Consider the following 24,317-nt stretch of genomic DNA (forward strand, 5'->3'; position numbering starts at 1 on the left):
CAGAATGGAGTCAGGATCAACAGGCGGTGCGTGCAGGCAGATCGAGCCGCGCCACGGCGCCGCCATTCGCGCCCGGCGTCAGCGAAAAGCGCCCGCCCAGTTGCGCCGCCAGCGCATTGGCAATGCGCAGCCCCAGCGACTCGCTGGAATCATGCTGAAAGTCCGGGGCAACGCCATGACCGTCATCAACGATGCGCAGCGCCAGCGCGCCCTCCACTTCCTCCAGCATCACCGCCACCTTGCCGGGCCGGTCGGGCAGGCCATGTTCGATCGCATTGCTCACCGATTCCGCGACGATCAGCGCCAGAGGCACGGTGACGGACGGTTCGATCGCCAGCCCGTGGGGCGCTGTCACCGCAACATCGATGTCGGTACGGCCACTCGCTTCCAGCACGTCGGCGGACAGCGCGGTCAGGAAGCCGCGAATGTCCTGCCCCTTGCCTGACGGATCATAGAGCGCACGGCTGATGCGGCCCACCAGCGCCAGCCGGGCCGACGCATCGTCCAGTGCCTTGCGCGCCACGTCATGATCGACATGGCGACGCTGAAGCGCCAGCATGGCCGCGACGACCTGAAGATTGTTGGATACGCGGTGCTGGAGTTCGTGGAACAGAAGCTCCCGGTTTTCCGCCAGCGCGCGGCTGCGCTCACGCTCCACCGCCAGATGAAAATTGGCGCGCTGCATGAAATGAATCAGCATGATGTCGACGGCCACCACGCCGATATAGAATAGCATGGCGACGGCCACCGCCGGGTTCATGACGAAGCTGTAAAATGGCGCGATAAAGACATACCAGGATAGCAGTCCGCAGAATATCGCCGCAAAAATGCCCGGCCCAATTCCGAACAGGAAGGATGACAGGATGACCGCCGGGAAGAAGGTGACGAACGGATAGCCATTGGGCAGCAGCGGTTCGGCCGCAATCCGCAGCAGCAGCGCCGCGCCGGAAAAGAGCAGCGTCAGTCCATAGGCATAAGCTGGCCGATCGAGGACGAGCGGAAGGCGTTCGACAAAGCGCGCATTGCTCCGCTGCATGGATGTTCCCCAAATGATCTATCGTTACAGTAGCAGAACTTTGATTCTATGCCTTGATCGAAATTAGTCCATCGCGCGCCCGACATAAAAAAGGGCGCCCGGCTGAACCGGACGCCCCATTTTAACCTCAGTTCGTCGGATGGACGATCAATCCTGGGTCAGGAAGTCAGGCAGACCGCCCGGTGCCGGGCCGTCTTCATTGCCGCCTTCGCTGCGTTCCCGACGCGGACCACGATCGCCACCGTCGCGGCGCGGGCCGCGACCGCGATCACCACGACCTTCGCCGCCTTCGCGACGTGGGCCACGATCACCGCCGCCATCACGGCGCGGACCACGATCACCGCGCGGCTCGCGCGCTTCGCGGGGAGGACGCGTATCCTCCAGTTCTTCGCCGGTTTCCTGATCGACGACGCGCATCGACAGGCGCACCTTGCCGCGCGGGTCGATCTCCAGGACCTTGACCTTCACTTCCTGCCCTTCCGACACGACGTCGGTGGGCTTTTCCACGCGCTCATTCTTCATTTCGGAAACATGGACCAGACCGTCCTTGCCGCCCATGAAATTCACGAACGCACCGAAATCGACGATGTTGACGACCTTGCCGTCATAAATCTTGCCGACTTCCGCTTCCTGCGTGATGCCCAGGATCCACTTGCGTGCAGCCTCGATCTGCGCCGGATCGGACGAGCTGATCTTGATCAGGCCTTCATCGTCAATGTCGACCTTCGCGCCGGTTTCGGCGACGATCTCACGGATGACCTTGCCGCCGGTGCCGATGACTTCGCGGATCTTCGACTTGTCGATCTGCAACGTCTCGATGCGCGGGGCATGGGCCGACAGTTCGGTCCGGGTCGAAGCCAGCGCCTTGCTCATTTCGCCAAGGATGTGGGCACGGCCTTCCTTCGCCTGGGCAAGCGCGGTTTCAAAGATTTCGCGCGTGATGCCCGCAATCTTGATGTCCATCTGCATCGTGGTGATGCCTTCGGACGTACCGGCCACCTTGAAGTCCATGTCGCCCAGATGATCTTCATCACCCAGAATGTCGGACAGGACGGCAAAATTCTTGCCTTCCAGGATCAGGCCCATGGCGATGCCGGACACCGGGCGCTTCAATGGCACGCCAGCATCCATCATCGACAGCGAACCGCCGCAGACAGTCGCCATCGAGGACGAACCATTGGATTCGGTGATGTCGGACAGGACGCGGATCGTATAGGGGAATTCGTCCTTGCTGGGCAGCACGGGGTGCAGCGCACGCCAGGCCAGCTTGCCATGACCCACTTCACGACGACCCGGCGCGCCGAAGCGGCCGACTTCACCGACCGAATAGGGCGGGAAGTTATAGTGCAGCATGAAATTTTCATAATGCAGGCCAGTCAGGCCGTCGATCATCTGCTCGGCGTCCTTGGTGCCCAGCGTGGTGGTGCAGATGGACTGCGTTTCACCGCGCGTGAACAGGGCCGAACCATGGGTGCGGGGCAGGAAGCCGACCATGGCTTCGATCGGGCGGATCTGCGTGGTCGTGCGCCCGTCGATGCGCTTGCCGTCCTTCAGGATGGCGCCGCGCACGATTTCCGCTTCCAGCTTCTTGGTCAGCTTGATGCCGGCCATGACAGTCTGGGCGTCGAGACCATCGGCAACGAACGACGCCTTCGCCTTGGCGCGGGCTTCGTTCAGCGCGTTGGAACGCGCCGACTTGTCGGTCAGCTTGTAGGCGGCGGTGATGTCCTTGCCGATCAGCTTCTTCAGCTTCTTCTTCAGGTCATCGAGATTGTCGCCCTGCGGCATGTCCCAAGGATCCTTGGCCGCCTTTTCAGCCAGGCTGATGATGGCGTCGACAATCTTCTTGCTCGCGTCATGCGCGAACAGGACGGCGCCCAGCATGACTTCTTCCGAAAGCTCCTTGGCTTCGGATTCGACCATCATCACCGCGTCGTAGGTCGCGGCGACGACCAGATCGAGTTCACCGGCCTTTGCCTCGTCCAGCGACGGGTTGAGCTGATATTCGCCATCCTTGTAACCGACGCGGGCCGCGCCAATCGGTCCCATGAAGGGCACGCCGGAGAGGGTCAGCGCAGCCGACGCGGCGATCATCGCCACAATGTCCGGCTCGCTTTCGCCGTCGAACGACAGCACCTGGGCGATGACGTTGATTTCGTTATAGAAACCTTCGGGGAACAGCGGACGGATCGGACGGTCGATCAGGCGGGAAACCAGCGTTTCCTTTTCGGTCGCACCGCGCTCACGCTTGAAAAAGCCGCCGGGAATGCGGCCGGCGGCGGAATATTTTTCCTGATAGTGAACGGTCAGGGGGAAGAAATCCTGGCCTTCCTTCACGCTCTTGGCGGCGGTCACGGCGCACAGCACCACGGTTTCGCCATAGGTCGCCAGCACGGCGGCGTCAGCCTGGCGGGCGATGCGGCCGGTTTCGAGGGTCAGCGTCTTGCCGGCCAGCTCGATCGATACTTTCTTGACATCAAACATAGTTTTTTCCTTCGCCCGCGTCGGCCCTATTGCCGGGCGGGGCCTTTGGCGGAGCCGATGAGGCTCCATGGGTGAGGAGCGAACTCCTCATATCCGTTCGCCCTGAGCGAAGTCGAAGGGCTTAGCTGAGCGCAGGCGAAGCAAACTTCGCTTCGCTCGGCAGAAGGCTTCGACAGGCTCAGCCCGAACGGTGTGGGGAAGTGTCCCCCGTATCATGAACGCCGTGCCGGATTGCCCGACGCCATGTTTCAGAATCAGAAACGGCCCCGCATGGGGGCCGTCCCGTTGAAGGTCCGCGTTACTTGCGCAGGCCCAGCTTGGCGATCAGGTCGGCGTAGCGCGCCTGATCCTTCTTCTTGAGATAGTCCAGCAGCGAACGACGCTTGTTGACCATCATCAGCAGACCACGACGGCTATGATTATCCTTGTGGTGACCCTTGAAATGCTCGGTCAGGTTGGTGATCCGCTCGGTCAGGATCGAAACCTGGACCTCTGGCGAACCCGTGTCACCCTCGGCGCGGGCATATTCCTTGATCAGCGCTTCCTTGCGCTCGGCAGTAATCGTCATCTATTCGTCATCCTTCGACATCAGGTTGAAACCGCGCACCACGATGATCTGATGATCATCCGACCGGACCAGCGCGACGGGGATAGTCCCGTCCATCGCCAGATGAAGGCCAGTGGTGGCAGTGATCCCGGTCAGAACCTTCCCCTGTCGGAGCATCAGGGCCTGATCGGGCGAGACGGGGAGAGCCGGGATGTCGTCCAGCCCCGCCGTCAGCGGCAGCATAAGGCTACCGATGGCGCGCTCGTTAGCAGCATGACGCAATTTGTCCAGCGAAATCGCGGAATCGAGGGTAAACGGCCCCGCCTTGATCCGGCGCAGCATGGTCACATGGCCGACCGTGCCGAGCGCCAGCGCAATGTCGCGGGCAAGGCTGCGGATATAGGTGCCCTTGGAAACATGGGCGCGCAGGGTGATGGCGTCAATCCTCTCCCCCTCTCCAAGCTGCGCTAGCCCGCCATGCGGGCAAGCTGCGCTATCCTCTCCCCGCCGGGGAGAGGGGATTTGCAGGCCATGCACCGTCACCCCCCGCATCTTCATTTCCACGTCCGCCCCGGCACGCGCCAGATCATAGGCCCGCTGGCCATCGATCAGGATCGCGCTATAGGCGGGCGGCGCCTGTTCGATCGGCCCGGTGAAGCGCGGCAACACCGCCTCCACCTGTGCCAGCGTGGGCCGCTGATCGCTGGTCGCGACCACCGCGCCTTCCAGGTCGAGCGTGTCGGTCTGCGCCCCGAACGCCACGGTAAAATCGTAAATCTTGTCGCTGTCGAGCATCCGCCCGGCGAGCTTCGTCGCCTCACCGATCGCGATCGGCAGCACGCCGGTTGCCAGCGGATCGAGCGTGCCGCCATGGCCGACCTTGCACTTGCCAGCCCCGCTGTCGCGCAACGCGCGCTTGACCGCGCTGACGGCCTGGGTCGAGCCGAGCCCATGGGGTTTGTCGAGGATGATCCAGCCGTGCATGGACGCGCGCCTACACCGCGGCAGGCCGCTTGTCAGCCGCCCATCTGTTCCCGATAATGGCGGCGGCAGAGTGCGACATAGCGATCATTGCCGCCAATCTGCGTCTGCGCGCCGTCGCGCACCGCCTGCCCCTGCCCGTCAACACGCAGGTTCATCGTCGCCTTGCGCCCGCAATCGCACACCGTCTTGATCTCGCTCAGCGTGTCCGCCAGCCCCAGCAGGTGGGCGCTTCCCTCAAATAATTCCCCCCGAAAATCGGTGCGCAGGCCATAGCAAAGCACCGGGATGTTGAGATCGTCGCACAGCGCCGCGATCTGCCATACCTGCGCGCGGGTCAGGAATTGCGCCTCGTCGATCAGAACGCAGGACAGGGGCGTCGCCGCATGCTGGCGCGCCACGGCGGCGAAAATATCGACCGCCGGATCGAACAGGTGCGCGTCCGTTTCCAGCCCGATGCGCGACGCAATGCGGCCATGCCCAAAGCGATCGTCGATCGCCGCGGTCCACAACATCGTCGCCATGCCGCGCTCACGATAATTGAAGTCCGATTGCAGCAACGTCGCGGATTTGCCCGCATTCATCGAGCTATAATAGAAATAGAGCTTTGCCATGCCCGACGCTTAGCGGATGGTCGGCGCGACGCCAGAGAGGAAACGCACCAGCGCATCGGCCAGCGCGATCCTTTTGTCCGAAAAACTGTGATCGGTCGGCCAGACCATCAGCCGCGCATTGGGATTGGCCCCCTGCGCATCCGCCGCCACCGTGCGCGCTTCGGCCCCCAACCCCTTCTCCGCGCCAAGGATCGTGAGCGGACGACGGCCATAGCCCGCCAGTCGGCGGCCAAGGTCGAACTTCTCGCCATTGCCCTTTATCTCGGCGGTCAGGCTGTCATAGGTCGCGCCATGCAGCGGCGGCAGGTCGCTCTCCACTTCCGCCTTCCACGCCGCTCGCCAGCGCGGCGACGGTCTGCGCAGGATCCCACGGGTCGATCAGGAACAGCCCGGCCACGCGCGGTTCGGCGGCGGCAATGTCCGCCGCCATGAAGCCGCCCATGCTATGCCCGGCCACCACGATCGCGCTCGTGTCGATGCGATATTTGGCGACGGTCGCGGCTTGCTGGAGAAATTGCAGCGCGGCAAAGGCATCGTCTGACGCATTGCCGAAGGAGAAATTGCCCGGACTGCCCCACGACCCGCGATAATGGAGCGTCAGCACATTCCATCCGGCCCGGCGCGCGGCCTGCGCCAGGTCCAGATTCTGCTCGTTACCGGGAAAGCCGTGAAGCAACAGCAGCGTGGGATGCAGCCCGGCCCCGGCGGCGGTGTACATGACGGCGTTCATCGCGCCATCGCCCGAAGGCAGGACGAAGGCGCTCATGCCGGCCGGATGGGCGGCGTCCGGTGCGGGATCGCTGATGACGGCGGGGTGGATCGCGGGATCCTTGGCGGCGGCGGGGGTGATGGCGCCCAATGCTGCCGCCACGCCAAACAGCCACATCATCCGCATCGCTCGATCCTCATTCTTGCACATGCGCGGACATGCCATCACATGCCGGTCCGCCTGGGGAGTGCCATCATGGCGAAGAACAATGTGGGCGGCAATCAATCCGCGTCATCATCCTTGACCAGATCCTGCGCGACCTTGGGATCGCGCAGCAACTTGTCGATATGGCTGCCCTCGTCGAAACTGTCGTCGGGCAGAAACTTGATCTTCGCGGCATATTTGAGCCGCGTGCGCGCCGCGACCTCGCGCTGGAAATAGGCGGTGTTGGTGCGCAGCGCCTTCAGCACCACTTCCTCGTCCCGCCCCAGCAGCGGCTTGATGAAGGCGGTCGCGTGGCGCAGGTCGGACGACATGCGGACTTCGGTGACGCTCACGACATGCCGCGCCAGCACATCGTCATGCACATCCCCGCGTTGCAGGATGTCGGACAGAATGTGGCGCACCTGCTCCCCTACGCGGAGCGCACGAACGGACGGGCCTTGGGTTTGTTGCAATGTCATAGGTTCAGCTTTCCGGCGCTATATCTTCAATTGCGACGTTCAGTTCGTCAGCAAGTTTGCGCCACAGGGCAAGTCCGCCTGCTTTCTTGCCATTTTCGACGTTACTTAAATATGTATGGCTATGACCGACACGGCGACCCAAATCCACAAGTGTGAAACGGCGATGCTTGCGCCAGGCGCGAAGGGGGCTGTCGCCAGCCATTATCGCATCCACAACCTCAGCCGGCACATATTCCTCGCCGTCCTCTCGGCGAGTTTGCGCCTTTTCGGCCGCCAGCAAATCCGCCCTGTCCTCGGCAATATCGACCAGCCGCTGATAATCTTCTATCGGCAGCATAGCGATTTTCTGGCCTGCGATTTCGACAATCTGGGCAGTCATGGGTTCACCTCATAAGCCGATCCACGCGGAGCGATATCGTCGATCCAGAGGATATTCTGCTCGATGCGAAAAATCACACGCCAGTCTTGCACCCGCAACCGATATTCCGGTCGCCCCTGCAACCGCTTCATGTTCGCCGCGAGCGAGTCTGGGTCTTGCGCCAGTTCCTCGATCTTCTGTCGAATGAGCGTGCGCTTGTTGGAGCGCAGCAACGCCTTCATTGCCGTTTTCGAAAAACGAATATCCACATCGCCATGCTAGGCCGATGCGCAACCGCGGTCAACGAATTTAACCATTGGATAAATTCGTTGACCGCCTGCTTGTATCTTACAGCGTGCGGACCCGTTCCTCGACCTCGAACAGTTCGAGCGTATCGCCCGGCTTGATGTCGTTGGTATCCTGCAACACGGCGCCGCATTCCATGCCGGCGCGCACTTCGGACACATCGTCCTTGAAGCGGCGCAGCGAGTGGATGACCGTCTTGGACACGATGACATCGTCGCGGGTAAGGCGCGCATTGAGCCCCTTGCGGATGACGCCTTCCTTGACCAGAAGCCCGGCCGCCTTGTCCTTCTTGCCCGCAGGGAACACCTGCAACACTTCGGCGCGACCCACGATCGTTTCGATGCGTTCGGGGGCCAGCTGGCCCGCCATTTCATTGCGCACTTCTTCGAGCAGGTCGTAGATCACGTCATAATAGCGCAGCGAGATTTTCTCGCGGATCGCCAGCGGACGCGCCTTGGCATTGGGGCGGACGTTGAAACCGATCAGCGGCGCGCGGCTGGCCGACGCCAGCGTAACATCGCTTTCGGTGATCGCGCCGACGCCGGAGCTCAGGATACGCACCTTGATCTCGTCGGTCGAAATGCGGTTCAGCGCATTGACAATCGCTTCGACCGAACCCTGCACGTCGCCACGGATGACCACCGGATATTCGATGACCTTCGTGCTCAATGCCGAGAACATATTTTCAAAGTTCGTCGGCACCGATGCGGTGCGCTTGCGGGTGATCTGTTCCTGACGATAGGCGGCAACCTCACGGGCGCGCGCTTCATTCTCCACGACCGTCATCTGGTCGCCTGCCATCGGCACGCCAGACAGGCCCAGCACCTCGACCGGGACCGAAGGACCGGCGGACTTGACCTGCTGGCCCTTGTCATTGACCAGCGCACGCACCTTGCCGCTTTCCGCGCCGATGACGAATGTGTCGCCGACCTTGAGCGTACCGCGACGCACCAGCACGGTGGCGACAGCGCCACGGCCCTTGTCGAGCTGCGCCTCGATCACATTGCCTTCGGCGGCGCGATCGGGGTTGGCGGTCAGTTCCATCAGCTCGGCCTGGAGCAGGATCTTCTCGATCAGCTCGTCCAGCCCGGTCTTCTTGAGCGCCGACACCTGCACGTCCTGCACGTCGCCACCCATATCCTCGACTACGATTTCATGTTCGAGCAGGCGCTCACGCACCTTTTGCGGGTTGGCTTCGGGCTTGTCGCACTTGTTGATCGCCACGATCATCGGGACGCCGGCCGCCTTGGTATGATTGATCGCCTCGATCGTCTGCGGCATCAGCCCGTCGTCGGCCGCCACCACCAGAATGACGATGTCGGTTACGTTCGCACCGCGCGCGCGCATTTCCGAAAAAGCCTCATGGCCCGGCGTGTCGAGGAAGGTGATGATGTCGCCGCCCTTGGTCGTCACCTGATAGGCGCCGATATGCTGGGTGATGCCGCCGCTTTCGCCCGCGACTACATCGGTCCCGCGCAGCGCGTCGAGCAGGCTGGTCTTGCCATGATCGACATGGCCCATGATCGTCACGACAGGCGCGCGCACCTTGAGCGATTCGACCGGATCGACATCGCCTTCGATGCCGATTTCGACGTCGGCTTCGGACACGCGCTGGATGCGGTGGCCGAATTCCTCGACCAGCAGTTCGGCGGTATCCTGATCGATCGACTGGTTGAGCGTGACCGCCTGCCCCATCTTGAACAGCGACTTGACCAGGTCCGCGCCCTTTTCGGCCATACGGTTGGCCAGTTCCTGCACGGTGATGACTTCTGGCACCACCACGTCGCGCGACTGCTTTTCGCGCGTCTTGGAGCCACCGGCATAGTGGGCGCGGCGTTCCTTTTCACGCGCGCGCTTGAGCGCAGCGAGGCTGCGGGCGCGGGCGCTGTCGTCATCGGCCAGCGCCTTGGTGACGGTCAGCTTGCCAGCCTGGCGACGATTATCCTCGCCCCGTTTGGCGCGTTCGGGCTTGGCCGGTTCGGGCCGCTTGATCGGGGTGACCGGGGTGAAGCGACGCGGCGGCGGCGGCGCGGCAGTGGTGGCTGCGGGCTGCTCGTCCGTCGGCGCAGCCGCTTCGGGCGCGGCGGCGCTGTCCTGCGGCGCAGCGGCGGCGGGCGCTTCAGGCGCGGGCGCCGCTTCGGGAGCCTTGGCTTCTTCGACAGCAGGCGCGGACGCGGCAGCTTCGGCAGCCTGGCGATTTTCCTCCGCCCGGCGCTTTTCATCCTCGGCAGCCGCTATGCGTTCGGCCGCTTCGCGACGACGCGCTTCCTCCAGCGCGTTCATGCGCGCTTCTTCTGCTTCACGCAGCAGCTTGGCCTGCAATTCCTGACGCGACATCAGGCTTTGCGGCGGCGACTGGCGCGCGGGGGCAGGCTGCGGCGCGCGCTGCTGCGGCGGCGGCGGGGCGGCGGGACGGGGCGCTGCGGGCGCGGGAGCGGCGGGCACCGGATCGGCCTGTGGCGCAGCAGCGGGCGCAGCGCCGGCGGCTTCGCCCGGCTTGCCCAGGACGCGGCGCCGCTTCACCTCAACCACGACCGTATTCTTGCGGCCATGGCTGAACTGCTGCTGCACCTGGCCGGATTCCACGGTCCGCTTGATGCCCAGCGGCTTGCGGCCCAGAACCGGCTTGTCTTCCTTGCTGTCACTCATACGACTGAACTTAACCCTTCACTTCATCACCGGCCGGTGCAGGCACCGACGCATCATTCCATGCAATCTCGGCACCCTGCGCAGCGGAGGATCGCTCCTCCGCCTGCGCGGGCGCCTCGATAACGCAACCCAGATAGCTTTCCAAGCGGCCCAGGGCCGCACGCAGGCGCAATGCCGCGCGCGAGTCGGTCACCGCAACATGGACGACATTATCGCGCCCCATTGCCATAGATAGGGCCTCGCGGTCCACAGGCAAGACGATACCTGCAAGATCGCTGCCTTCCGCTTCCTGTCCGACGCGCAGCGCCTGGTCCAGCTTGCGATTGCCGTCGGCCGCCGCATCGGCGGCATGGAGCAGCAATTTGACCAGCCCCTTGCGGCACGCGGTATCGATTTTTTCCGAACCTGTGAGCAGCATGGAGGCACGCGCCTCCAGCCCCAGACGGCTGAGCAGATCCTGCCGCAACGCCTGTTCGATCCGTTCGGGCAGGTCCGCCCCGATCTGAAGCGCCCCGTCCTTGAAGGAACGCGCGATCGCGCCCTTGAGCTTGCCCTTGGCGAGCGCGGTTTCCAGCTCGGCCCGGCTGACGCCGATCCAGGCGCCCCGCCCCGGCGCCTTGGCGCGGACGTCGGGCAGCACCTGCCCGTCCGGTCCGATCGCCAGGCGGATCAGCGTTTCAGGGTCGGCGCGGTCGCCGGTCAATATGCATTTGCGTTCGGTCATGCGTGCCCCTCCGCCAAAACGGATGGACTGGCAACCCCAACGCTATTGGATAGGCCTAAACGCTCATCGGGGAGTGTCCGCAGCAATGGCGTCCTCCCTATGAGAGGGCGCTGGTGCGCGGTCGGCCAAAAGCTGCCCGCCCGCCGCGTAATTTTCCAGGCTCAGTTCGGTGATATTGATCTGCACGGCAGCCGCCGGCTTCCCCAGCCGCTCAACGAGCGACTGGGTGATGTCGGCGACCAGCGCGGCTTTCTGCTCGCGCGTGACGCTACCGGCCAGACGGATATCAACGAACGGCATGGCGGATCAGGCTTCCTCGTTCTCGAGCCCCGACGCGGATGCGTCATCTTCAAACCAATGCGCGCGTGCGGCCATGATGATCTCATTGCCCTGCTCGTCCGACAGGCCATAGGCGGCCAATATGCCACCCTTGTCCTCGGCGCTTTCGGTCTTGCGGCGGCGCTGGTCGACGCGCTTCTTCTGCACCAGTTCGTCGGTGGCAAGGTCTGCCAGATCGTCGAGCGTCTTGATGCCCGCCTTGCCCAGCGTCACCAGCATCGCTTCGGTAAGGTGCGGCATGTCGGCCAGGGCATCCTCGACGCCCAGAGCCTGCCGTTCTTCCCGCGACGCGGCTTCGCGCCGTTCCAGCGCCTCTAGCGCGCGGCTCTGCAATTCGCCCGCCAGATCATCGTCAAAGCCTTCGATCGAGGCCAGTTCGTCGATGCTGACATAGGCGACTTCTTCCAGCTCACCAAAGCCCTCGGCCACCAGCAGCTGCGACAGCGTTTCATCCACGTCCAGTTCGTTCTGGAACATTTCGGACCGGGTGACGAATTCCTTCTGCCGCTTCTCGCTGGCGTCGGCTTCGGTCATGATGTCGATCGCCTTGCCAGTCAGCTGGCTGGCGAGGCGGACATTCTGGCCACGACGACCGATGGCGAGCGAGAGCTGATCGTCGGGAACGACGACTTCGATCCGCTCTTCTTCCTCGTCGATCAGCACGCGGCTGACCTGGGCGGGCTGAAGCGCGTTGACGACGAAGGTTGCCGTATCTTCCGACCAGGGGATGATGTCGATCTTTTCGCCCTGCATTTCCTGCACGACGGCCTGCACGCGGCTGCCCTTCATGCCGACGCAGGCACCGACCGGATCGATGCTCGAATCGCGGCTGATCACGCCGATCTTGGCGCGGCTGCCCGGATCGCGCGCGGCGGCCATGATGGTGATGACGCCATCATAGATTTCGGGCACTTCCTGCGCGAACAGCTTTTTCATGAATTCGGGGTGCGCGCGGGACAGGAAAATCTGCGGCCCGCGATTTTCGCGGCGCACGTTCAGCACGACCGACCGGATGCGATCGCCAACGCGGACGACTTCGCGCGGGATCTGCTGGTCGCGGCGGATGACGCCTTCGGCCCGGCCCAGATTGACGACAACATGGCCGAACTCGACCGATTTCACGACGCCGGTGATGATTTCACCCACGCGGTCCTTGAATTCCTCATACTGACGCTCGCGCTCGGCATCGCGGACCTTCTGGAAGATCACCTGCTTGGCCGACTGGGCATCGATGCGGCCCAGGTTGATGGGGGGCAGCGGATCGACGATGAAATCGCCGACGACTGCGCCCTTCTGCAACTTTTGCGCGGCCTTGATGTCGACCTGCTTGAAATAATCCTCGACCACATCGACCACTTCAACGACGCGCCACAGGCGCAGGTCGCCGCTGTCGGGGTCCAGCTTGGCGCGAATGTCATTCTCGGCGCCGTAACGCGCCCGCGCAGCGCGCTGGATCGCGTCCTCCATCGCCTCGATGACGATCGCCTTGTCGATCATCTTTTCGCTGGCCACCGAATTGGCGATGGCGATCAGTTCGGCCCGGTTGGCGGAAATGGCGTTGGCCATGGAAAGAACCCTTATCCTTCGGTTTCGATATCGTCCGCACCCTCGGCAGAGAGCGGCATGGTAGCATTAATCAGCGCGTCCGTCAGCACCAGCTTGGCAGTGTCGATCAGGCCAAAGGGGATGACGACATGCCCGACCTTGGTATCCTTGAACCCAATATTCTCGCCCTCGACCGGGCCAAGCACGCCCTTGAACGTCTTGCGATTGTCGATCGGCTCGGTCACCGTGATCCGCGCTTCGAACCCGCCCCATTCGACAAAATCGTGCAGGCGGGTGAGCGGACGGTCGATCCCCGGCGAACTGACCTCCAGCCGATAGGCTTCCTCGATCGGATCAACCTCATCGAACAGGTCCGACAGGCGGCGCGAGATCGTCATGCAATCGTCGATCACCAGCTGCCGCGTTTCCCGACGCTCGGCCATGATCTGAAGCGTGCGCTCATCGCCCTGCCCAAACAGCTTCACCCGCACAAGGTCAAAGCCCAAAGCCTTGACCTCCGGTTCGATCAGCGCAGTCAGTGCGGCGATGTCCGCCATGCAATCTCCAGACTATATAAACCCGCCGCTGCCGCAGGCGGTGTGCCTGCGACCCTGACATGTTTGACGATGTAAGGAAGCAGGCGTCATATAGGCAGGCCGCCGATAATCTGCAACATTATTCGTTCTGCTGTATTCTAACCGTTCGGGCTGAGCGAAGTCGAAGCCCTCCACCGAACGAAGAGAGGTGTTTCGCCATGCTCGGCATAGCCCTTCGACTTCGCTAAGAGCCTGCCCCCGGCTTGATCGGGGGGCGAACGGAGAAAAGCGTGACCCGAAGCTTTATCGCTACCCTGCCCCTTATCCTCATTGCCTGTTCGGCCGACAATGCCACCGGCCAGAATGCCGCCGCGCCGGACAAGCCGTTCAAGGTCGCGACCATCGCCGACTTCGACGCCCCCTGGGCCATGACGTTCCTGCCCGACGGGCGCACGCTGGTGACGGAGAAAGCGGGCGAGATGATCCTGTTCGATCCGAAAAACGGCACCAAAATTCCGGTCGCGGGCATCCCCGCGGTCGACAGCGCTGGTCAGGGCGCGCTGATGGACGTCGTCCTCTCCCCCCATTTCGCGCAGGACAAGACGGTCTATTTCAGCTTTTCCGAAAGCCGCGACGGGGTGAAGGGCGTGGCGCTGGCCAAGGGCGCCTTTGCCCAGGCCAGCGACGGGACGACCCGGCTGGACGGCGTTCAGGTCATTTTCCGCGCCAGCCCCTATGTCGATGGTAATGGCCATTATTCGGGCCGCATCGCCTTTTCGCCGGACGGCAAATATCTCTTCTTCACCAATGGCGAGCGGCAGAAATTCGATCCCGCCCAAGACCCCAAGGCAACGCTGGGCAAGGTGCTGCGCCTCAATCTGGACGGCACGCCCGCGGCGGGCAATCCGCTGGCCGCTCAGGGGTTTAACCCGGCGATCTGGTCCTATGGCCATCGCAACCTGCTCGGCATCGCCTTCGACAAGGATGGGCGCTTGTGGGAACAGGAAATGGGACCAAAGGGCGGGGACGAAGTGAATCTCGTCAAACCGGGCCTCAACTATGGCTATCCCAAAGTGTCGAACGGCGACCATTATGATGGCAAGCCGATTCCCGACCATGCACCGGGCGACGGATTTGAAGCGCCCAAGGTCAGCTGGAATCCTGTCATCTCACCGGCTGGGCTGCTCTATTATACCGGCGACCCTTTCCCGCAATGGAAGAACAGCCTCTTCATCGGCGGCCTGTCGAGCCAGAGCCTGGTCCGCGTGAAGCTGGACGGCGATAGCGCTGCCAAGGCGGACCAATGGAACATGGGCGCCCGCATCCGCGAAGTGGAACAGGGGCCGGACGGCGCGCTCTGGCTGCTGGAGGATGGCGACCGGGGATCGCAGGGCCGGATGCTGAAACTGACGCCTGCGGGGTAATTTCAGCCGTTCGTCATGCTGACGAAAGTCAGCATCCAGGGCGGCACAAACCCGCCCTGGATGCCGGGTCAGGCCCGGCATGACGACGTATAATTACACCAACCGGCTCTGCTTGACCGCCGCTTCGATGAAGCTGGCGAACAGCGGGTGCGGGTCGAACGGTTTGCTCTTGAGTTCCGGGTGGAATTGCACGCCGACAAACCAGGGATGGTCGGGCCGCTCGACGATTTCGGGCAGCGTGCCGTCGGGCGACATGCCGGAAAAAATCAGCCCGCCCTTTTCCAGCCGCTCGCGATAGCCGGCATTGACCTCATAGCGATGGCGATGCCGCTCGCTGATCTCGTCCGCGCCATAAATGCCCGCGACCACGCTGTTGCCGGTCAGTTTTGCGGGATAGGCGCCCAGCCGCATCGTGCCGCCCAGATCAGTTTCGGCGGTGCGCTTCTGCAAGCCTTCCGCGCTCATCCATTCGGTGATGAGGCCGACGACCGGCTCCGACGTTTCGCCAAATTCGGTGGTCGAAGCATCCGCTATGCCCGCCGTATTGCGCGCACCCTCGATGCAGGCCATCTGCATCCCCAGGCAAATGCCGAAAAATGGCACATTGCGTTCACGCGCGAATCTGACGCTGGCGATCTTGCCTTCCGACCCGCGCACGCCAAAGCCGCCGGGGACCAGAATGCCGTGCATCGGCTCCAGGAACGCGGCGACATCATCGCCCTTCTCGAACAGTTCGGCGTCGATCCACTTGATCTTCACCTTCACCCGATTGGCAAAACCGCCATGGGTCAGCGCCTCGTGCAGCGATTTATAGGCGTCGGGCAGGCCGACATATTTGCCGACCACGCCGATCGTGACCTCGCCTTCCGGATTCTGCTGCCGGTCCATGATGTCGTCCCACCGCTCCAGCGACGGCATCGGCGACCCTTCGATGCCAAAGGCGCGCAGCACTTCGGCGTCCAGACCTTCGGCATGATATTGCGCGGGCACCGCATAGATGCTGCTGGCGTCGAGCGCGGGGATGACGGCTTCGGGCCGCACATTGCAGAACAGCGCGATCTTGCGCCGTTCGCCTTCGGGCAAAGGCTGCTCACAGCGGCACAGCAAAATGTCGGGCTGAATGCCCAGCGACGTCAGTTCGCGCACGCTATGCTGGGTCGGCTTGGTCTTGAGCTCACCTGCCGCCGCAATATAGGGCACCAGCGTCACATGGACGAAGATCGATTGGCCCCGGTCCAGATCATTATGCAGCTGGCGAATCGCCTCCATGAAAGGCAGCGATTCGATGTCGCCCACCGTGCCGCCAATCTCGCACAGCACGAAATCAATATCGTCGGTATCGGCCAGGGCGAACGCCTTGATCTCGTCGGTGACGTGCGGAATGACCTGCACCGTCGCGCCCAAATAGTCGCCGCGCCGTTCCTTGGTGATGATCGTCTGATAGACGCGGCCCTGCGTCACATTGTCGCTCTGGCGCGCGGAAACGCCGGTAAAGCGTTCATAATGGCCCAGATCCAGGTCAGTCTCCGCCCCGTCGTCGGTCACATAGACTTCGCCATGCTGATAGGGCGACATCGTGCCCGGATCGACGTTCAGATAGGGATCGAACTTGCGGATTCGCACGCGATAGCCCCGCGCCTGCAACAGCGCTGCCAGGGATGCAGCCATCAGGCCTTTACCAAGCGAGGAGACCACGCCGCCGGTGATGAAAATATACCGCGTCATGGGAGAAGAGGCCTAGCCTTTCAGAACAACAAAGAGCAAGCGCGCGAATCCACGCGCGCTCAAAAAATATTGGAAATGTCGGTGAACGGGTTAGTTGGCGAGCGGAACGGCGCTGTTGCCTGCCGCATTCGCCGCACCCGCCAGCGGATCGGCGCTGGTGGCCGGCGCGTTCTGCGTGACCGGCGCCTGCTTCACCAGCGACGTGTCGATGTCGCTGGGCGCATGACGCACCGACGCGATCACCGCCATGACAATGGACAAAGTGACGAAGATCGTCGCCAGCACCGTGGTCGATCGCGTCAGGAAATCCGCCGCGCCGCGCGCCGACATGAAGCCCGCCGGACTACCGCCAACGCCCAGCCCGCCGCCTTCCGACTTTTGCATCAGGATGACGGTAACCAGCAGGGCGGCGATGATCGCCTGCACGACGAGAAGAAAAGTGAACATGCGACGGGTTCTGTCCGGAAATGGGATATGTTGCCGCGCACATAGCGACGAAGCGTCGCGGGGGCAACCATTGCGCGTGGCGTCTTTGGCTTAACACACCATCCGTTCGCTTCGAGCGCAGTCGAGAAGCCGCACAAATAGCGCCAGCGTTTCTCGACTTCGCTCGAAACGAACGGAGGTTGGGATTAATCAGCAGCGGCAATAATCGGCGCGAACTTGTCCGCCGTCAGGCTGGCCCCGCCGACCAGCCCGCCATCGACGTCGGCGATTCCCATCAATTCCGCGGCATTGTCACCGTTCATCGAGCCGCCATAGAGAATACGCATCCCCGCTGCCTCGTCGCCGATCCGGCTGGCCAGCGCATCCCGCAACGCCCGGTGCATTGCGTCGACCGCCTCCATCGTCGGTATCCGCCCGGTGCCGATCGCCCAAATGGGTTCATAGGCGATCGCCAGCCAGTCGGCCGCCGCGCCTTCGGGCAGCGACGCCAGCAACTGCGCCGAAACGACCGCTTCAGCATCGCCCGCGTCGCGCACGTCCAGGCTTTCACCCACGCACAATATCACCTTCAGGCCCGCCGCCTTTGCCGCCAGCGCCTTGGCCGCGACATCAGCGTCGCTCTCGCCCTGTTCCTGCCGCCGCTCGCTATGACCAACGATTGTCCAGCCTGCCCCCGCTTCGGCCAGCATCGCGCCGGACAGGCAGCCGGTATGGGCGCCGCTGGCGTTCATGTGGCAATCCTGCGCCCCAATAAAGGCTCCGCCCCGAACCTGCGCCGCCGCCGCGATCAAAGTCGCTGGCACGCATAGTCCAACATCCACCCCCTGATGATTGGCCGCGATGCCGCCAATCGCTTCGACTTCGCCCAGATGCGCCTTAAGGCCGTTCATCTTCCAGTTGCCGACGACAAGTTTACGCCTGTTCATGGATTATATTTCCCCATATTTGTTTTTGCTGCACGCGTGGTCGCGATGAACGGGGCGGGTGCATTTGTCCAGACTGGCTGCGCCAGACATTGCATGACCGTGGGCGCTTGCCGCCGCGCCTATACCGCCTTAAAGCGACCGCCATCACGCCCGCTGTTCGGACATTTTCATGCTTGCTGTCTTTCGCCGCTTCACTCGCTCCCGGTTCGGCGCGGTCTTTGCGATCCTCTTCCTGGCGGTCATCGCCGGCGCCTTCATCCTGGGCGACCTGTCCAACGGCCAGTTCGGCAGCACCCTGCGCGGCAGCGGCGGCACGGCGGCCAAGGCTGGCGGCCATAGCCTGTCGCAAAGCGAAGTGCAGGATCGCATCCAGCGCGTCTATGAAAATGCCCGCAGGTCCAATTCCGCTTTGACGATCGGCGAATTCTTTGCGCAGGGCGGCGCGACACAGGTGTTCGACCAGTTGGTCGCATCGCTGACGCTGCGCGCCTTTGCCGATGATCAGGGCGTGCATATTTCCAAGCGGCTCGTGGATGCCCAGATTGCGCAGATCCCCGCCTTTCAGGACGCGGCGGGCAATTTCAGCCAGGATAATTTCCGTTCGCTGCTGATCCGCGAACGCATCACCGAACAGGCGCTGCGCGATGACATCAGCCGCGAAATTCTGGAGCGCCAGTTGCTGGGTCCGGTGGGCCTTGGCGTCAAGCTCTCCGACTCGCTGGTGCTGCCTTACGCATCGCTGCTGCTGGAAGCGCGGCAGGGTACGATCGCCGCGATCCCGGCGGTCGCCTTTCTGGACGACAAGGTGCCGACCGACGCGCAACTGACCGATTATTACAAGCGCAACGCAGACCGCTTCACCATCCCCGAACAGCGCCGCATCCGGTATGCGGTGATCGACGCCCAGCGGTTCGCGCAGGCATCGCAGCCCAGCGACGCGGAAATCGCCGCCGCCTATAATCAGAACAAGGCCGCCTATGCCGCCAAGCAAAACCGCAGCGTCGAACAGCTGGTGCTGCCGACGCAGGCCGGTGCCAAGGCGATCGCTGACAAGGTGAAGGGCGGCACCGCGCTGTCCGCCGCCGCAAAGGACGCCGGCCTTGAAGCGCTGACGCTGACCGATCAGAGCCAGGCCGCCCTCACCGCGTCGGCGGGCAAGGCGGTTGCCGATGCCGCCTTTGCCGCCAAGCAGGGCGACATTGTCGGTCCCGTGCGTGGTCCGCTTGGCTGGATCGTGCTGCGCGTCACCGCAATCACGCAAACCCCGGCCCGTCCGCTTGCCGCGGTACGCAGCGAGATTGTCGAGACATTGCGCGCGCAGAAGGAAAAGGCGCTGCTCACCGAACTGACCGGCAAGCTGGAGGATCAGATTGCCGATGGCGGCACATTCGATGAAGTGGCCAAGGATAATGGCCTGAAACTCGAAACCAGCCCGCTGCTGCTCGCCACCGGCAAGCAGGTCGAGGATTCGGCCTATGTCCCCTCTCCCGACCTGCAACCGCTGATCGCGCCTGCATTCGCCATGAGCGCGGATGACGACGCGCAGCTGGTGCCGATCACCCCGGACAAGCGCTATGCGCTCATCGCTCCCACTGACATTGTCGCGGCCGCGCCGCCGCCGCTGGCTAAGGTCAAGGCGCTGGTGCAGGCGCAGTACCAGCTCAACCAGGGGAATGAGAAAGCCAAGAAGGTGGCCGAGGAGATTCGCGCCAAGGTCGCCAAGGGCATGAAACTGGCCGATGCCGTCGCCGCTGTCGGCGTCAAGCTGCCCGCGCCGCAGGTGCTGGGCGGCCGCCGCGCCGACATCATGCGCGGTGAACAGCGTCCGCCCGCGGAAGTCGCCATTCTCTTCTCGATGGCCCCCAACACAGTCAAGACCCTGCCGATCGGTCAGGATCGCGGTCAGTTCGTCGTCCAGTTGAACGCGATTCAGCGCGGCGATGCCAAGGATCAGCCTGAACTGCTGAAACAGGTGCGCGATCAGCTGAGCGAAGTCGTCGGCCAGGAATATGGCCAGCAGTTCGAGCGCGCGGTCGAAAAAGAGTTGGGCGTGACCCGCAATGCCAAATCTGTGGCAGAAGCCCGCACGGCGCTGACCGCCACCAATAGCGGCGGCCAATAATATGGGCGCAACGGGCGGGGACGGCATCGCTTTCGCGCGCGCGGCGCTGGCGCGGGGCGAATCGGCGCTGGTGTGGCGGCGTCAGATTGCCGACACCGACACGCCCATTTCCGCCGCGCTCAAATTGTTCGAGGCGGATCGCGGCGACTTCCTGCTTGAATCGGTGGAGGGCGGCGCGGTGCGCGGTCGCCACAGCCTGATCGGCCTCGCCCCCGACCTCCTGTTCCGCGCCGATGGCGACAAGGCGCAGATCAACCGCCAATGGGCGACCGACCGCACCGCGTTCGAGCCGCTGGAGGCCGACGCGCTGACGGCGTTGCGGGCGCTGGTCGCCGAATGCCGCGCGGAACTTGATCCCGCCCTGCCCGCCGCGCTCGCCTGCCTTGTCGGCTATTTCGGCTATGAGACGGTCGGGCTGGTCGAAAAACTGCCCCGCCCCGCGCCCAATCCCATCGCCCTGCCCGACATGCTGTTCGTGCGCCCGACCGTGATCCTGATATTCGACCGGCTGGCCGACGCCCTCTATCTGGTCGCGCCGGTGTGGAAGGGCAGCTTTACCGATGCGGAAGGCGCTGCTGATCGGGCGATCGACGCCGCGCTCGAACGGATCGACGCGACCGCCGCGCGCCTCGCCGCCCCGCTGCCTGCCACCCCCGCCCCGGCGAACATGGCCGACATCGCGGTGACCCCGGTTCTGGAGCCTGGCCGCTATGCCGCCATGGTGACCAGGGCCAAGGACTATATCGTCGCGGGCGATATTTTTCAGGTCGTGCTGGCGCAGCGTTTCACCAGCCCGTTCAGCCTGCCGCCGATCGCTCTCTATCGCGCGCTGCGGCGGATCAATCCCTCGCCCTTCCTTTATTATCTCGACCTGCCCGGCTTTGCGCTGATCGGATCGTCGCCGGAAATATTGGTTCGCGCCCGTAATGGCGAAGTCACGATCCGCCCGATCGCGGGCACCCGCTCGCGCGGCAAAAACGCCGTGGAGGACGCCGCCAACCGCGAAAGCCTGTTGTCCGATCCAAAGGAACGGGCCGAACATCTGATGCTGCTGGACCTTGGCCGCAACGATGTCGGCCGTGTCGCAACTGCTGGTAGCGTGACCGTGACCGACAGCTACACGGTCGAATTCTACAGCCATGTCATGCACATTGTTTCCAACGTCGTTGGCCAGCTGGCGCCGGACAAGGACGCGATCGACGCGCTGTTTGCAGGCTTCCCGGCGGGCACCGTATCGGGCGCACCCAAGGTCCGCGCGTGCGAGATCATCGCCGAACTGGAGCCTGAAACCCGTGGCGCCTATGCTGGCGGCGTCGGCTATTTCAGCCCGGACGGCAATATGGACAGCTGCATCGTCCTGCGTACCGCCGTGCTGAAAGACGGCGTCATGCATGTCCAGGCAGGGGCCGGGATCGTCGCCGATTCCACCCCCGAATATGAACAACGCGAATGCGAAGCCAAGAGCGGCGCGCTACTGGCGGCAGCGCGTGAGGCGGTGGCGCTGGCGCGCGAAAGCGGGTTCGGCCAATAAAATCCTCTCGTCATCCCAGCGAAAGCTGGGATCTCCCTTCTTTTGCTCAAGCGCCGAAAAGAAAAATGGGATGCCAGCCTTCGCTGGCATGACGTATTGAGCGGAGCAATGTCGCCGGCACGCCCGTCCGCCAATTGCGCCGCGTTCCGCCTGATCCAGATGGAAATGATCGCGGTGCGCCTTGTTATAGTCAGGCGACAGCACGGTCGAAAACAGGTCGCACGCCCCGTCCCGCACCGCGCGCAGAAACTCAGCGTCTCTGGCCTTGCCGTCCCAATCGTTCAGCACGCTGATCTGCCGCCCGTCCGCCAGGACAAAGGCAGCGATGTCGATCGCATCAGCAGTCGCATGTTCGCTGAAATCGCCAGCGCTGCGCCCGTACATCCGCCGACAGCTATAGCTGCCAAAATGCCGCAGCGACGCGACCGGCTGGCCATAGATGCGCTGCGCGGCAGGCTGGACCACCTGCCACTCCCATAACTTGAGCGCAGCCACCACCGGGCAGGAAGGCGCGACCGCCGCCGGGGCGTAGGCCAGCGCCCCACGTTCGGCTTTCAGCCGTACGGCATCATCATAGACGCACTGCCCCGACCCGCCCGGCTCCATCGCGCTATAGGGCACGCCCGCCTGTTCCAGCAGCGCCAGACATTGCGCCCGCTCCCCCGTCAGCGCCGCCAGCTTGCGCCCGGTAAACAGGCCAATCGGCTGATCAAGGTCGATCTTTGTCCAGGGCAGGTCCTGCGGCCGCTGCCGCAGCACGGCATAGGCCAGCAGGATCAGGCAGAGCAAAACGCCCCAGAACAGGATGTGACGCAGGAACAGGTGGATTTGACGCATCCCCTAACCACGCCGGACCTGCCAGAAAGGTTCCGATGTGACGGGATAGCCCAAATGATCCGGGATACATAAATGCTGTTCGCCGTCGCGATCTTCCACCCATGGCCGCACTTTTTCAACCGGGTGGGCGGCGGCATGGGCGATCATCTCGGCATGGCTTCCCGCCAGCGCCAACCGCTCCAGATTGCGCCGGGTGGGAAAGATGATACGCCCATCCCCCGCATCGCATCGCGCCAGCGTGGCGGTGGCGCTGCTCCAGAACAGATGCACATTCTCCGTCGCGTCGGCGACGGCTTCCTGCGCGTCGGGCGCGCGCGCGATGTAAAAGCGCGTGTCATAGACCCGGATCGCCTTTTCAAACGGTGCCGGATGCCATCGGGCAAAGGGCGTCAACTGATCGAGCGCCAGCGTCAGGCCATGGCTATCGAGCAAATCGCCCAGCATCGTCCCGGCCAGCAACCCCTGTCGCAGCGACAACACCACCGGCCCGTCGACCGCGCCTGCCAACTCCCCCATCAAGCCAATGCCCAGCCCGCTTTCCTCAATCGTTTCGCGGATCGCCGCGATCCGCGCCGCGGCCTCATCCTGTTCAAGCCCATGATCGATCCGTGCCGCCAGCACATGGTCATGCGCGTCCACCCCGCCGCCGGGAAAGACCAGCGCGCCCGCGGCAAAGGCCATGGTCGATGCCCGTTCCATCATCAATATGTCGGGCGGCCCATCGGGCCGATCGCGCACGATCACTACCGTCGCTGCGGGGCGACCTGCATCATCTTCCATTGTCATGCCCTTGCTCTACGCCCGGCGATGCCAGCCGGTAAAGCCCGCGCCAGCGATCTTCTCATGCCCCTTGTGCCAATTCCAGAAACTGGCGCAATGTCGGCGTCTCATCCTCCCGCCGCCACGCCAGCCCGGTTTCCAGCATTGGCGGATCGCCAAGATCGGCATAGACCACGCCCGCCCGCGCCAGATTGCGCAGCGAAGCCGGAACCAGCGCAATCCCCAGCCCCGCCGACACCAGGCTGATGATCGTCTGCATCTGGATCGCCTGCTGCACGATATTGGCCTGCGCGCCGCGCGCCGCATAATAGCCGGTGACCAGATCGTGAAAGGCGGGCGCCACCGCGCGCGGGAACAGGATCAGCGGCAGCGACACGATCGCCGCCGCATCGATCGCCCCTGCCTCCACCCATTGCTCCGGCAATGCCGCGACCAGCGGTTCGCGGATCAGGCGGCGATAGCACAGGTCCGGCGGCAAGGGCGCATCAGCGGGCGGGATCAATATGCCCGCATGCGCCTGCCCCGCCAGCAATGCCGGAATCTGCACGTCGCTGGTCGCCTCCGTCAGGCGGATTTCGACCTGCGGGAACAGCGCGGCATAGCGGCGCACCAGCGCGGGCAACACGCTATAATCGGCGGTGCTGACGAAGGAGAGCGCCAGATGCCCGGCCCGCCCCTCGTGCAACTGCCGCGCCGCATCCGGCAGCGCGTCGATCGCGGCGATTGCCGGGCGCACCTGCTCCAGCCATTGCGCCCCGAACGGGGTCAGCGCGACCCGCCGCTTGGTCCGTGCGAACAGCGGCGCGCCCAGTTCGCGCTCCAGCATCAGGATCGACTGGCTGAGCGGTGGCTGGGTCATATGCAGCCGTTCCGCCGCCTGCCCGAAATGTAGCGTTTCGGCGACCATGACGAAATGCCGCAACTGGCGGATGTCCATGTTTCATATGTCCTGCGACCTAATGAAGCATAAATAATATATTTCATACCCAAACCCAACGGGTATAGAGCCGCCCG

21 protein-coding genes and 2 pseudogenes are annotated in these 24,317 nt (G+C 63.6%); 3 read left to right on the top strand and 20 right to left on the bottom strand.

Features of this window, described 5'->3' with window-relative positions; translation table 11 throughout:
* Nucleotides 1–16: 16 nt before the first annotated feature.
* From IWY39_RS06040 to rimP, 14 genes and pseudogenes are all read right to left on the bottom strand, one after another.
* Entirely contained in the window at nucleotides 17–1,036 is a 1,020-nt protein-coding gene (locus IWY39_RS06040) for a sensor histidine kinase (RefSeq protein ID WP_017184377.1), read from the bottom strand.
* A 147-nt stretch (nucleotides 1,037–1,183) separates the two neighbouring features.
* Nucleotides 1,184–3,520: a polyribonucleotide nucleotidyltransferase gene (gene pnp / locus IWY39_RS06045; RefSeq protein ID WP_017184378.1), complete on the bottom strand. Its 2,337-nt coding sequence runs from the start codon at nucleotides 3,518–3,520 to the stop codon at nucleotides 1,184–1,186.
* A gap of 298 nt (nucleotides 3,521–3,818) precedes the next feature.
* On the bottom strand, nucleotides 3,819–4,088 hold the full coding sequence (gene rpsO / locus IWY39_RS06050) for a 30S ribosomal protein S15 (RefSeq protein ID WP_017184379.1): 270 nt from the start codon (nucleotides 4,086–4,088) through the stop codon (nucleotides 3,819–3,821).
* Nucleotides 4,089–5,051, bottom strand: coding sequence for a tRNA pseudouridine(55) synthase TruB (gene truB, locus IWY39_RS06055; RefSeq protein WP_107124082.1), 963 nt, complete (start codon nucleotides 5,049–5,051; stop codon nucleotides 4,089–4,091).
* Nucleotides 5,052–5,083: 32 nt separating this feature from the next.
* Nucleotides 5,084–5,662, bottom strand: coding sequence for a thymidine kinase (locus IWY39_RS06060; RefSeq protein ID WP_107124083.1), 579 nt, complete (start codon nucleotides 5,660–5,662; stop codon nucleotides 5,084–5,086).
* A gap of 9 nt (nucleotides 5,663–5,671) precedes the next feature.
* A pseudogene (locus tag IWY39_RS06065) lies at nucleotides 5,672–6,581 on the bottom strand (alpha/beta hydrolase family protein).
* Between the two features lie 71 nt (nucleotides 6,582–6,652).
* On the bottom strand, nucleotides 6,653–7,054 hold the full coding sequence (rbfA, locus tag IWY39_RS06070) for a 30S ribosome-binding factor RbfA (RefSeq protein ID WP_107124084.1): 402 nt from the start codon (nucleotides 7,052–7,054) through the stop codon (nucleotides 6,653–6,655).
* Nucleotides 7,055–7,058: 4 nt separating this feature from the next.
* Nucleotides 7,059–7,433 carry a helix-turn-helix domain-containing protein gene (locus IWY39_RS06075; protein ID WP_107124085.1) on the bottom strand — a complete coding sequence of 125 codons (375 nt, stop codon included), beginning with the start codon at nucleotides 7,431–7,433 and terminating at the stop codon, nucleotides 7,059–7,061.
* Entirely contained in the window at nucleotides 7,430–7,681 is a 252-nt protein-coding gene (locus IWY39_RS06080; protein ID WP_107124086.1) for a type II toxin-antitoxin system RelE family toxin, read from the bottom strand. The genes IWY39_RS06075 and IWY39_RS06080 overlap by 4 nt, the downstream gene beginning before the upstream one ends.
* A 79-nt stretch (nucleotides 7,682–7,760) precedes the next feature.
* Nucleotides 7,761–10,367, bottom strand: a complete 2,607-nt coding sequence (infB, locus tag IWY39_RS06085) for a translation initiation factor IF-2 (RefSeq protein ID WP_107124087.1) — start codon at nucleotides 10,365–10,367, stop codon at nucleotides 7,761–7,763.
* A 10-nt stretch (nucleotides 10,368–10,377) separates the two neighbouring features.
* The gene (locus tag IWY39_RS06090) at nucleotides 10,378–11,091 is read right to left on the bottom strand and encodes a DUF448 domain-containing protein (protein WP_107124088.1); all 714 of its coding nucleotides are present in this window, start codon (nucleotides 11,089–11,091) and stop codon (nucleotides 10,378–10,380) included.
* A 63-nt stretch (nucleotides 11,092–11,154) separates the two neighbouring features.
* The gene (locus IWY39_RS06095; RefSeq protein ID WP_017184174.1) at nucleotides 11,155–11,391 is read right to left on the bottom strand and encodes a tautomerase family protein; all 237 of its coding nucleotides are present in this window, start codon (nucleotides 11,389–11,391) and stop codon (nucleotides 11,155–11,157) included.
* Between the two features lie 6 nt (nucleotides 11,392–11,397).
* Nucleotides 11,398–12,996 carry a transcription termination factor NusA gene (gene nusA / locus IWY39_RS06100; protein ID WP_107124089.1) on the bottom strand — a complete coding sequence of 533 codons (1,599 nt, stop codon included), beginning with the start codon at nucleotides 12,994–12,996 and terminating at the stop codon, nucleotides 11,398–11,400.
* Nucleotides 12,997–13,007: 11 nt separating this feature from the next.
* Nucleotides 13,008–13,532 carry a ribosome maturation protein RimP gene (rimP, locus tag IWY39_RS06105; RefSeq protein WP_019051723.1) on the bottom strand — a complete coding sequence of 175 codons (525 nt, stop codon included), beginning with the start codon at nucleotides 13,530–13,532 and terminating at the stop codon, nucleotides 13,008–13,010.
* Nucleotides 13,533–13,801: 269 nt separating this feature from the next.
* Here rimP and IWY39_RS06110 point away from each other — a divergent pair, with 269 nt between their 5' ends.
* Nucleotides 13,802–14,935: a PQQ-dependent sugar dehydrogenase gene (locus IWY39_RS06110; RefSeq protein ID WP_107124279.1), complete on the top strand. Its 1,134-nt coding sequence runs from the start codon at nucleotides 13,802–13,804 to the stop codon at nucleotides 14,933–14,935.
* Nucleotides 14,936–15,028: 93 nt separating this feature from the next.
* Here the strand turns inward: IWY39_RS06110 and IWY39_RS06115 are convergent, their stop codons facing one another.
* From IWY39_RS06115 to tpiA, 3 genes are all read right to left on the bottom strand, one after another.
* Nucleotides 15,029–16,660 carry a CTP synthase gene (locus IWY39_RS06115; RefSeq protein WP_107124090.1) on the bottom strand — a complete coding sequence of 544 codons (1,632 nt, stop codon included), beginning with the start codon at nucleotides 16,658–16,660 and terminating at the stop codon, nucleotides 15,029–15,031.
* A gap of 90 nt (nucleotides 16,661–16,750) precedes the next feature.
* Nucleotides 16,751–17,107 (bottom strand): preprotein translocase subunit SecG, encoded by a 357-nt coding sequence (secG, locus tag IWY39_RS06120; RefSeq protein WP_017184169.1) that lies wholly within the window; start codon nucleotides 17,105–17,107, stop codon nucleotides 16,751–16,753.
* 185 nt (nucleotides 17,108–17,292) lie between these two features.
* Nucleotides 17,293–18,033, bottom strand: coding sequence for a triose-phosphate isomerase (tpiA, locus tag IWY39_RS06125; protein WP_107124091.1), 741 nt, complete (start codon nucleotides 18,031–18,033; stop codon nucleotides 17,293–17,295).
* A 169-nt stretch (nucleotides 18,034–18,202) separates the two neighbouring features.
* Here tpiA and IWY39_RS06130 point away from each other — a divergent pair, with 169 nt between their 5' ends.
* Entirely contained in the window at nucleotides 18,203–20,155 is a 1,953-nt protein-coding gene (locus IWY39_RS06130) for a peptidylprolyl isomerase (protein WP_107124092.1), read from the top strand.
* Nucleotide 20,156: 1 nt separating this feature from the next.
* Nucleotides 20,157–21,686, top strand: coding sequence for an anthranilate synthase component I (gene trpE, locus IWY39_RS06135; RefSeq protein WP_107124093.1), 1,530 nt, complete (start codon nucleotides 20,157–20,159; stop codon nucleotides 21,684–21,686).
* Nucleotides 21,687–21,800: 114 nt separating this feature from the next.
* Here the strand turns inward: trpE and IWY39_RS06140 are convergent.
* The 3 genes and pseudogenes from IWY39_RS06140 to IWY39_RS06150 all read right to left on the bottom strand — a co-directional run.
* Nucleotides 21,801–22,523, bottom strand: a pseudogene (locus IWY39_RS06140) (extensin-like domain-containing protein); the annotation flags it as partial.
* A gap of 3 nt (nucleotides 22,524–22,526) precedes the next feature.
* Nucleotides 22,527–23,309: an NUDIX hydrolase gene (locus IWY39_RS06145; protein WP_107124094.1), complete on the bottom strand. Its 783-nt coding sequence runs from the start codon at nucleotides 23,307–23,309 to the stop codon at nucleotides 22,527–22,529.
* Between the two features lie 55 nt (nucleotides 23,310–23,364).
* A complete protein-coding gene (locus IWY39_RS06150) occupies nucleotides 23,365–24,240 on the bottom strand; it encodes a LysR family transcriptional regulator (RefSeq protein ID WP_107124095.1) in 876 nt (291 codons plus the stop codon).
* Nucleotides 24,241–24,317: the final 77 nt, after the last annotated feature.

This window comes from Sphingobium sp. JAI105, assembly GCF_015752145.1.
Lineage (GTDB): Bacteria > Pseudomonadota > Alphaproteobacteria > Sphingomonadales > Sphingomonadaceae > Sphingobium > Sphingobium xenophagum.

What these genes read in the sequence shown, in the direction of transcription:
- tpiA (WP_107124091.1), bottom strand. Translation starts at nt 18,033, where the DNA reads ATGAACAGGCGTAAACTTGTCGTCGGCAACTGGAAGATGAACGGCCTT.
- IWY39_RS06130 (WP_107124092.1), top strand. Translation starts at nt 18,203, where the DNA reads ATGCTTGCTGTCTTTCGCCGCTTCACTCGCTCCCGGTTCGGCGCGGTC.
- trpE (WP_107124093.1), top strand. Translation starts at nt 20,157, where the DNA reads ATGGGCGCAACGGGCGGGGACGGCATCGCTTTCGCGCGCGCGGCGCTG.
- IWY39_RS06145 (WP_107124094.1), bottom strand. Translation starts at nt 23,309, where the DNA reads ATGACAATGGAAGATGATGCAGGTCGCCCCGCAGCGACGGTAGTGATC.
- IWY39_RS06150 (WP_107124095.1), bottom strand. Translation starts at nt 24,240, where the DNA reads ATGGACATCCGCCAGTTGCGGCATTTCGTCATGGTCGCCGAAACGCTA.
- IWY39_RS06115 (WP_107124090.1), bottom strand. Translation starts at nt 16,660, where the DNA reads ATGACGCGGTATATTTTCATCACCGGCGGCGTGGTCTCCTCGCTTGGT.
- truB (WP_107124082.1), bottom strand. Translation starts at nt 5,051, where the DNA reads ATGCACGGCTGGATCATCCTCGACAAACCCCATGGGCTCGGCTCGACC.
- secG (WP_017184169.1), bottom strand. Translation starts at nt 17,107, where the DNA reads ATGTTCACTTTTCTTCTCGTCGTGCAGGCGATCATCGCCGCCCTGCTG.
- pnp (WP_017184378.1), bottom strand. Translation starts at nt 3,520, where the DNA reads ATGTTTGATGTCAAGAAAGTATCGATCGAGCTGGCCGGCAAGACGCTG.
- IWY39_RS06060 (WP_107124083.1), bottom strand. Translation starts at nt 5,662, where the DNA reads ATGGCAAAGCTCTATTTCTATTATAGCTCGATGAATGCGGGCAAATCC.
- rbfA (WP_107124084.1), bottom strand. Translation starts at nt 7,054, where the DNA reads ATGACATTGCAACAAACCCAAGGCCCGTCCGTTCGTGCGCTCCGCGTA.
- nusA (WP_107124089.1), bottom strand. Translation starts at nt 12,996, where the DNA reads ATGGCCAACGCCATTTCCGCCAACCGGGCCGAACTGATCGCCATCGCC.
- IWY39_RS06095 (WP_017184174.1), bottom strand. Translation starts at nt 11,391, where the DNA reads ATGCCGTTCGTTGATATCCGTCTGGCCGGTAGCGTCACGCGCGAGCAG.
- IWY39_RS06090 (WP_107124088.1), bottom strand. Translation starts at nt 11,091, where the DNA reads ATGACCGAACGCAAATGCATATTGACCGGCGACCGCGCCGACCCTGAA.
- rpsO (WP_017184379.1), bottom strand. Translation starts at nt 4,088, where the DNA reads ATGACGATTACTGCCGAGCGCAAGGAAGCGCTGATCAAGGAATATGCC.
- rimP (WP_019051723.1), bottom strand. Translation starts at nt 13,532, where the DNA reads ATGGCGGACATCGCCGCACTGACTGCGCTGATCGAACCGGAGGTCAAG.
- infB (WP_107124087.1), bottom strand. Translation starts at nt 10,367, where the DNA reads ATGAGTGACAGCAAGGAAGACAAGCCGGTTCTGGGCCGCAAGCCGCTG.
- IWY39_RS06075 (WP_107124085.1), bottom strand. Translation starts at nt 7,433, where the DNA reads ATGACTGCCCAGATTGTCGAAATCGCAGGCCAGAAAATCGCTATGCTG.
- IWY39_RS06040 (WP_017184377.1), bottom strand. Translation starts at nt 1,036, where the DNA reads ATGCAGCGGAGCAATGCGCGCTTTGTCGAACGCCTTCCGCTCGTCCTC.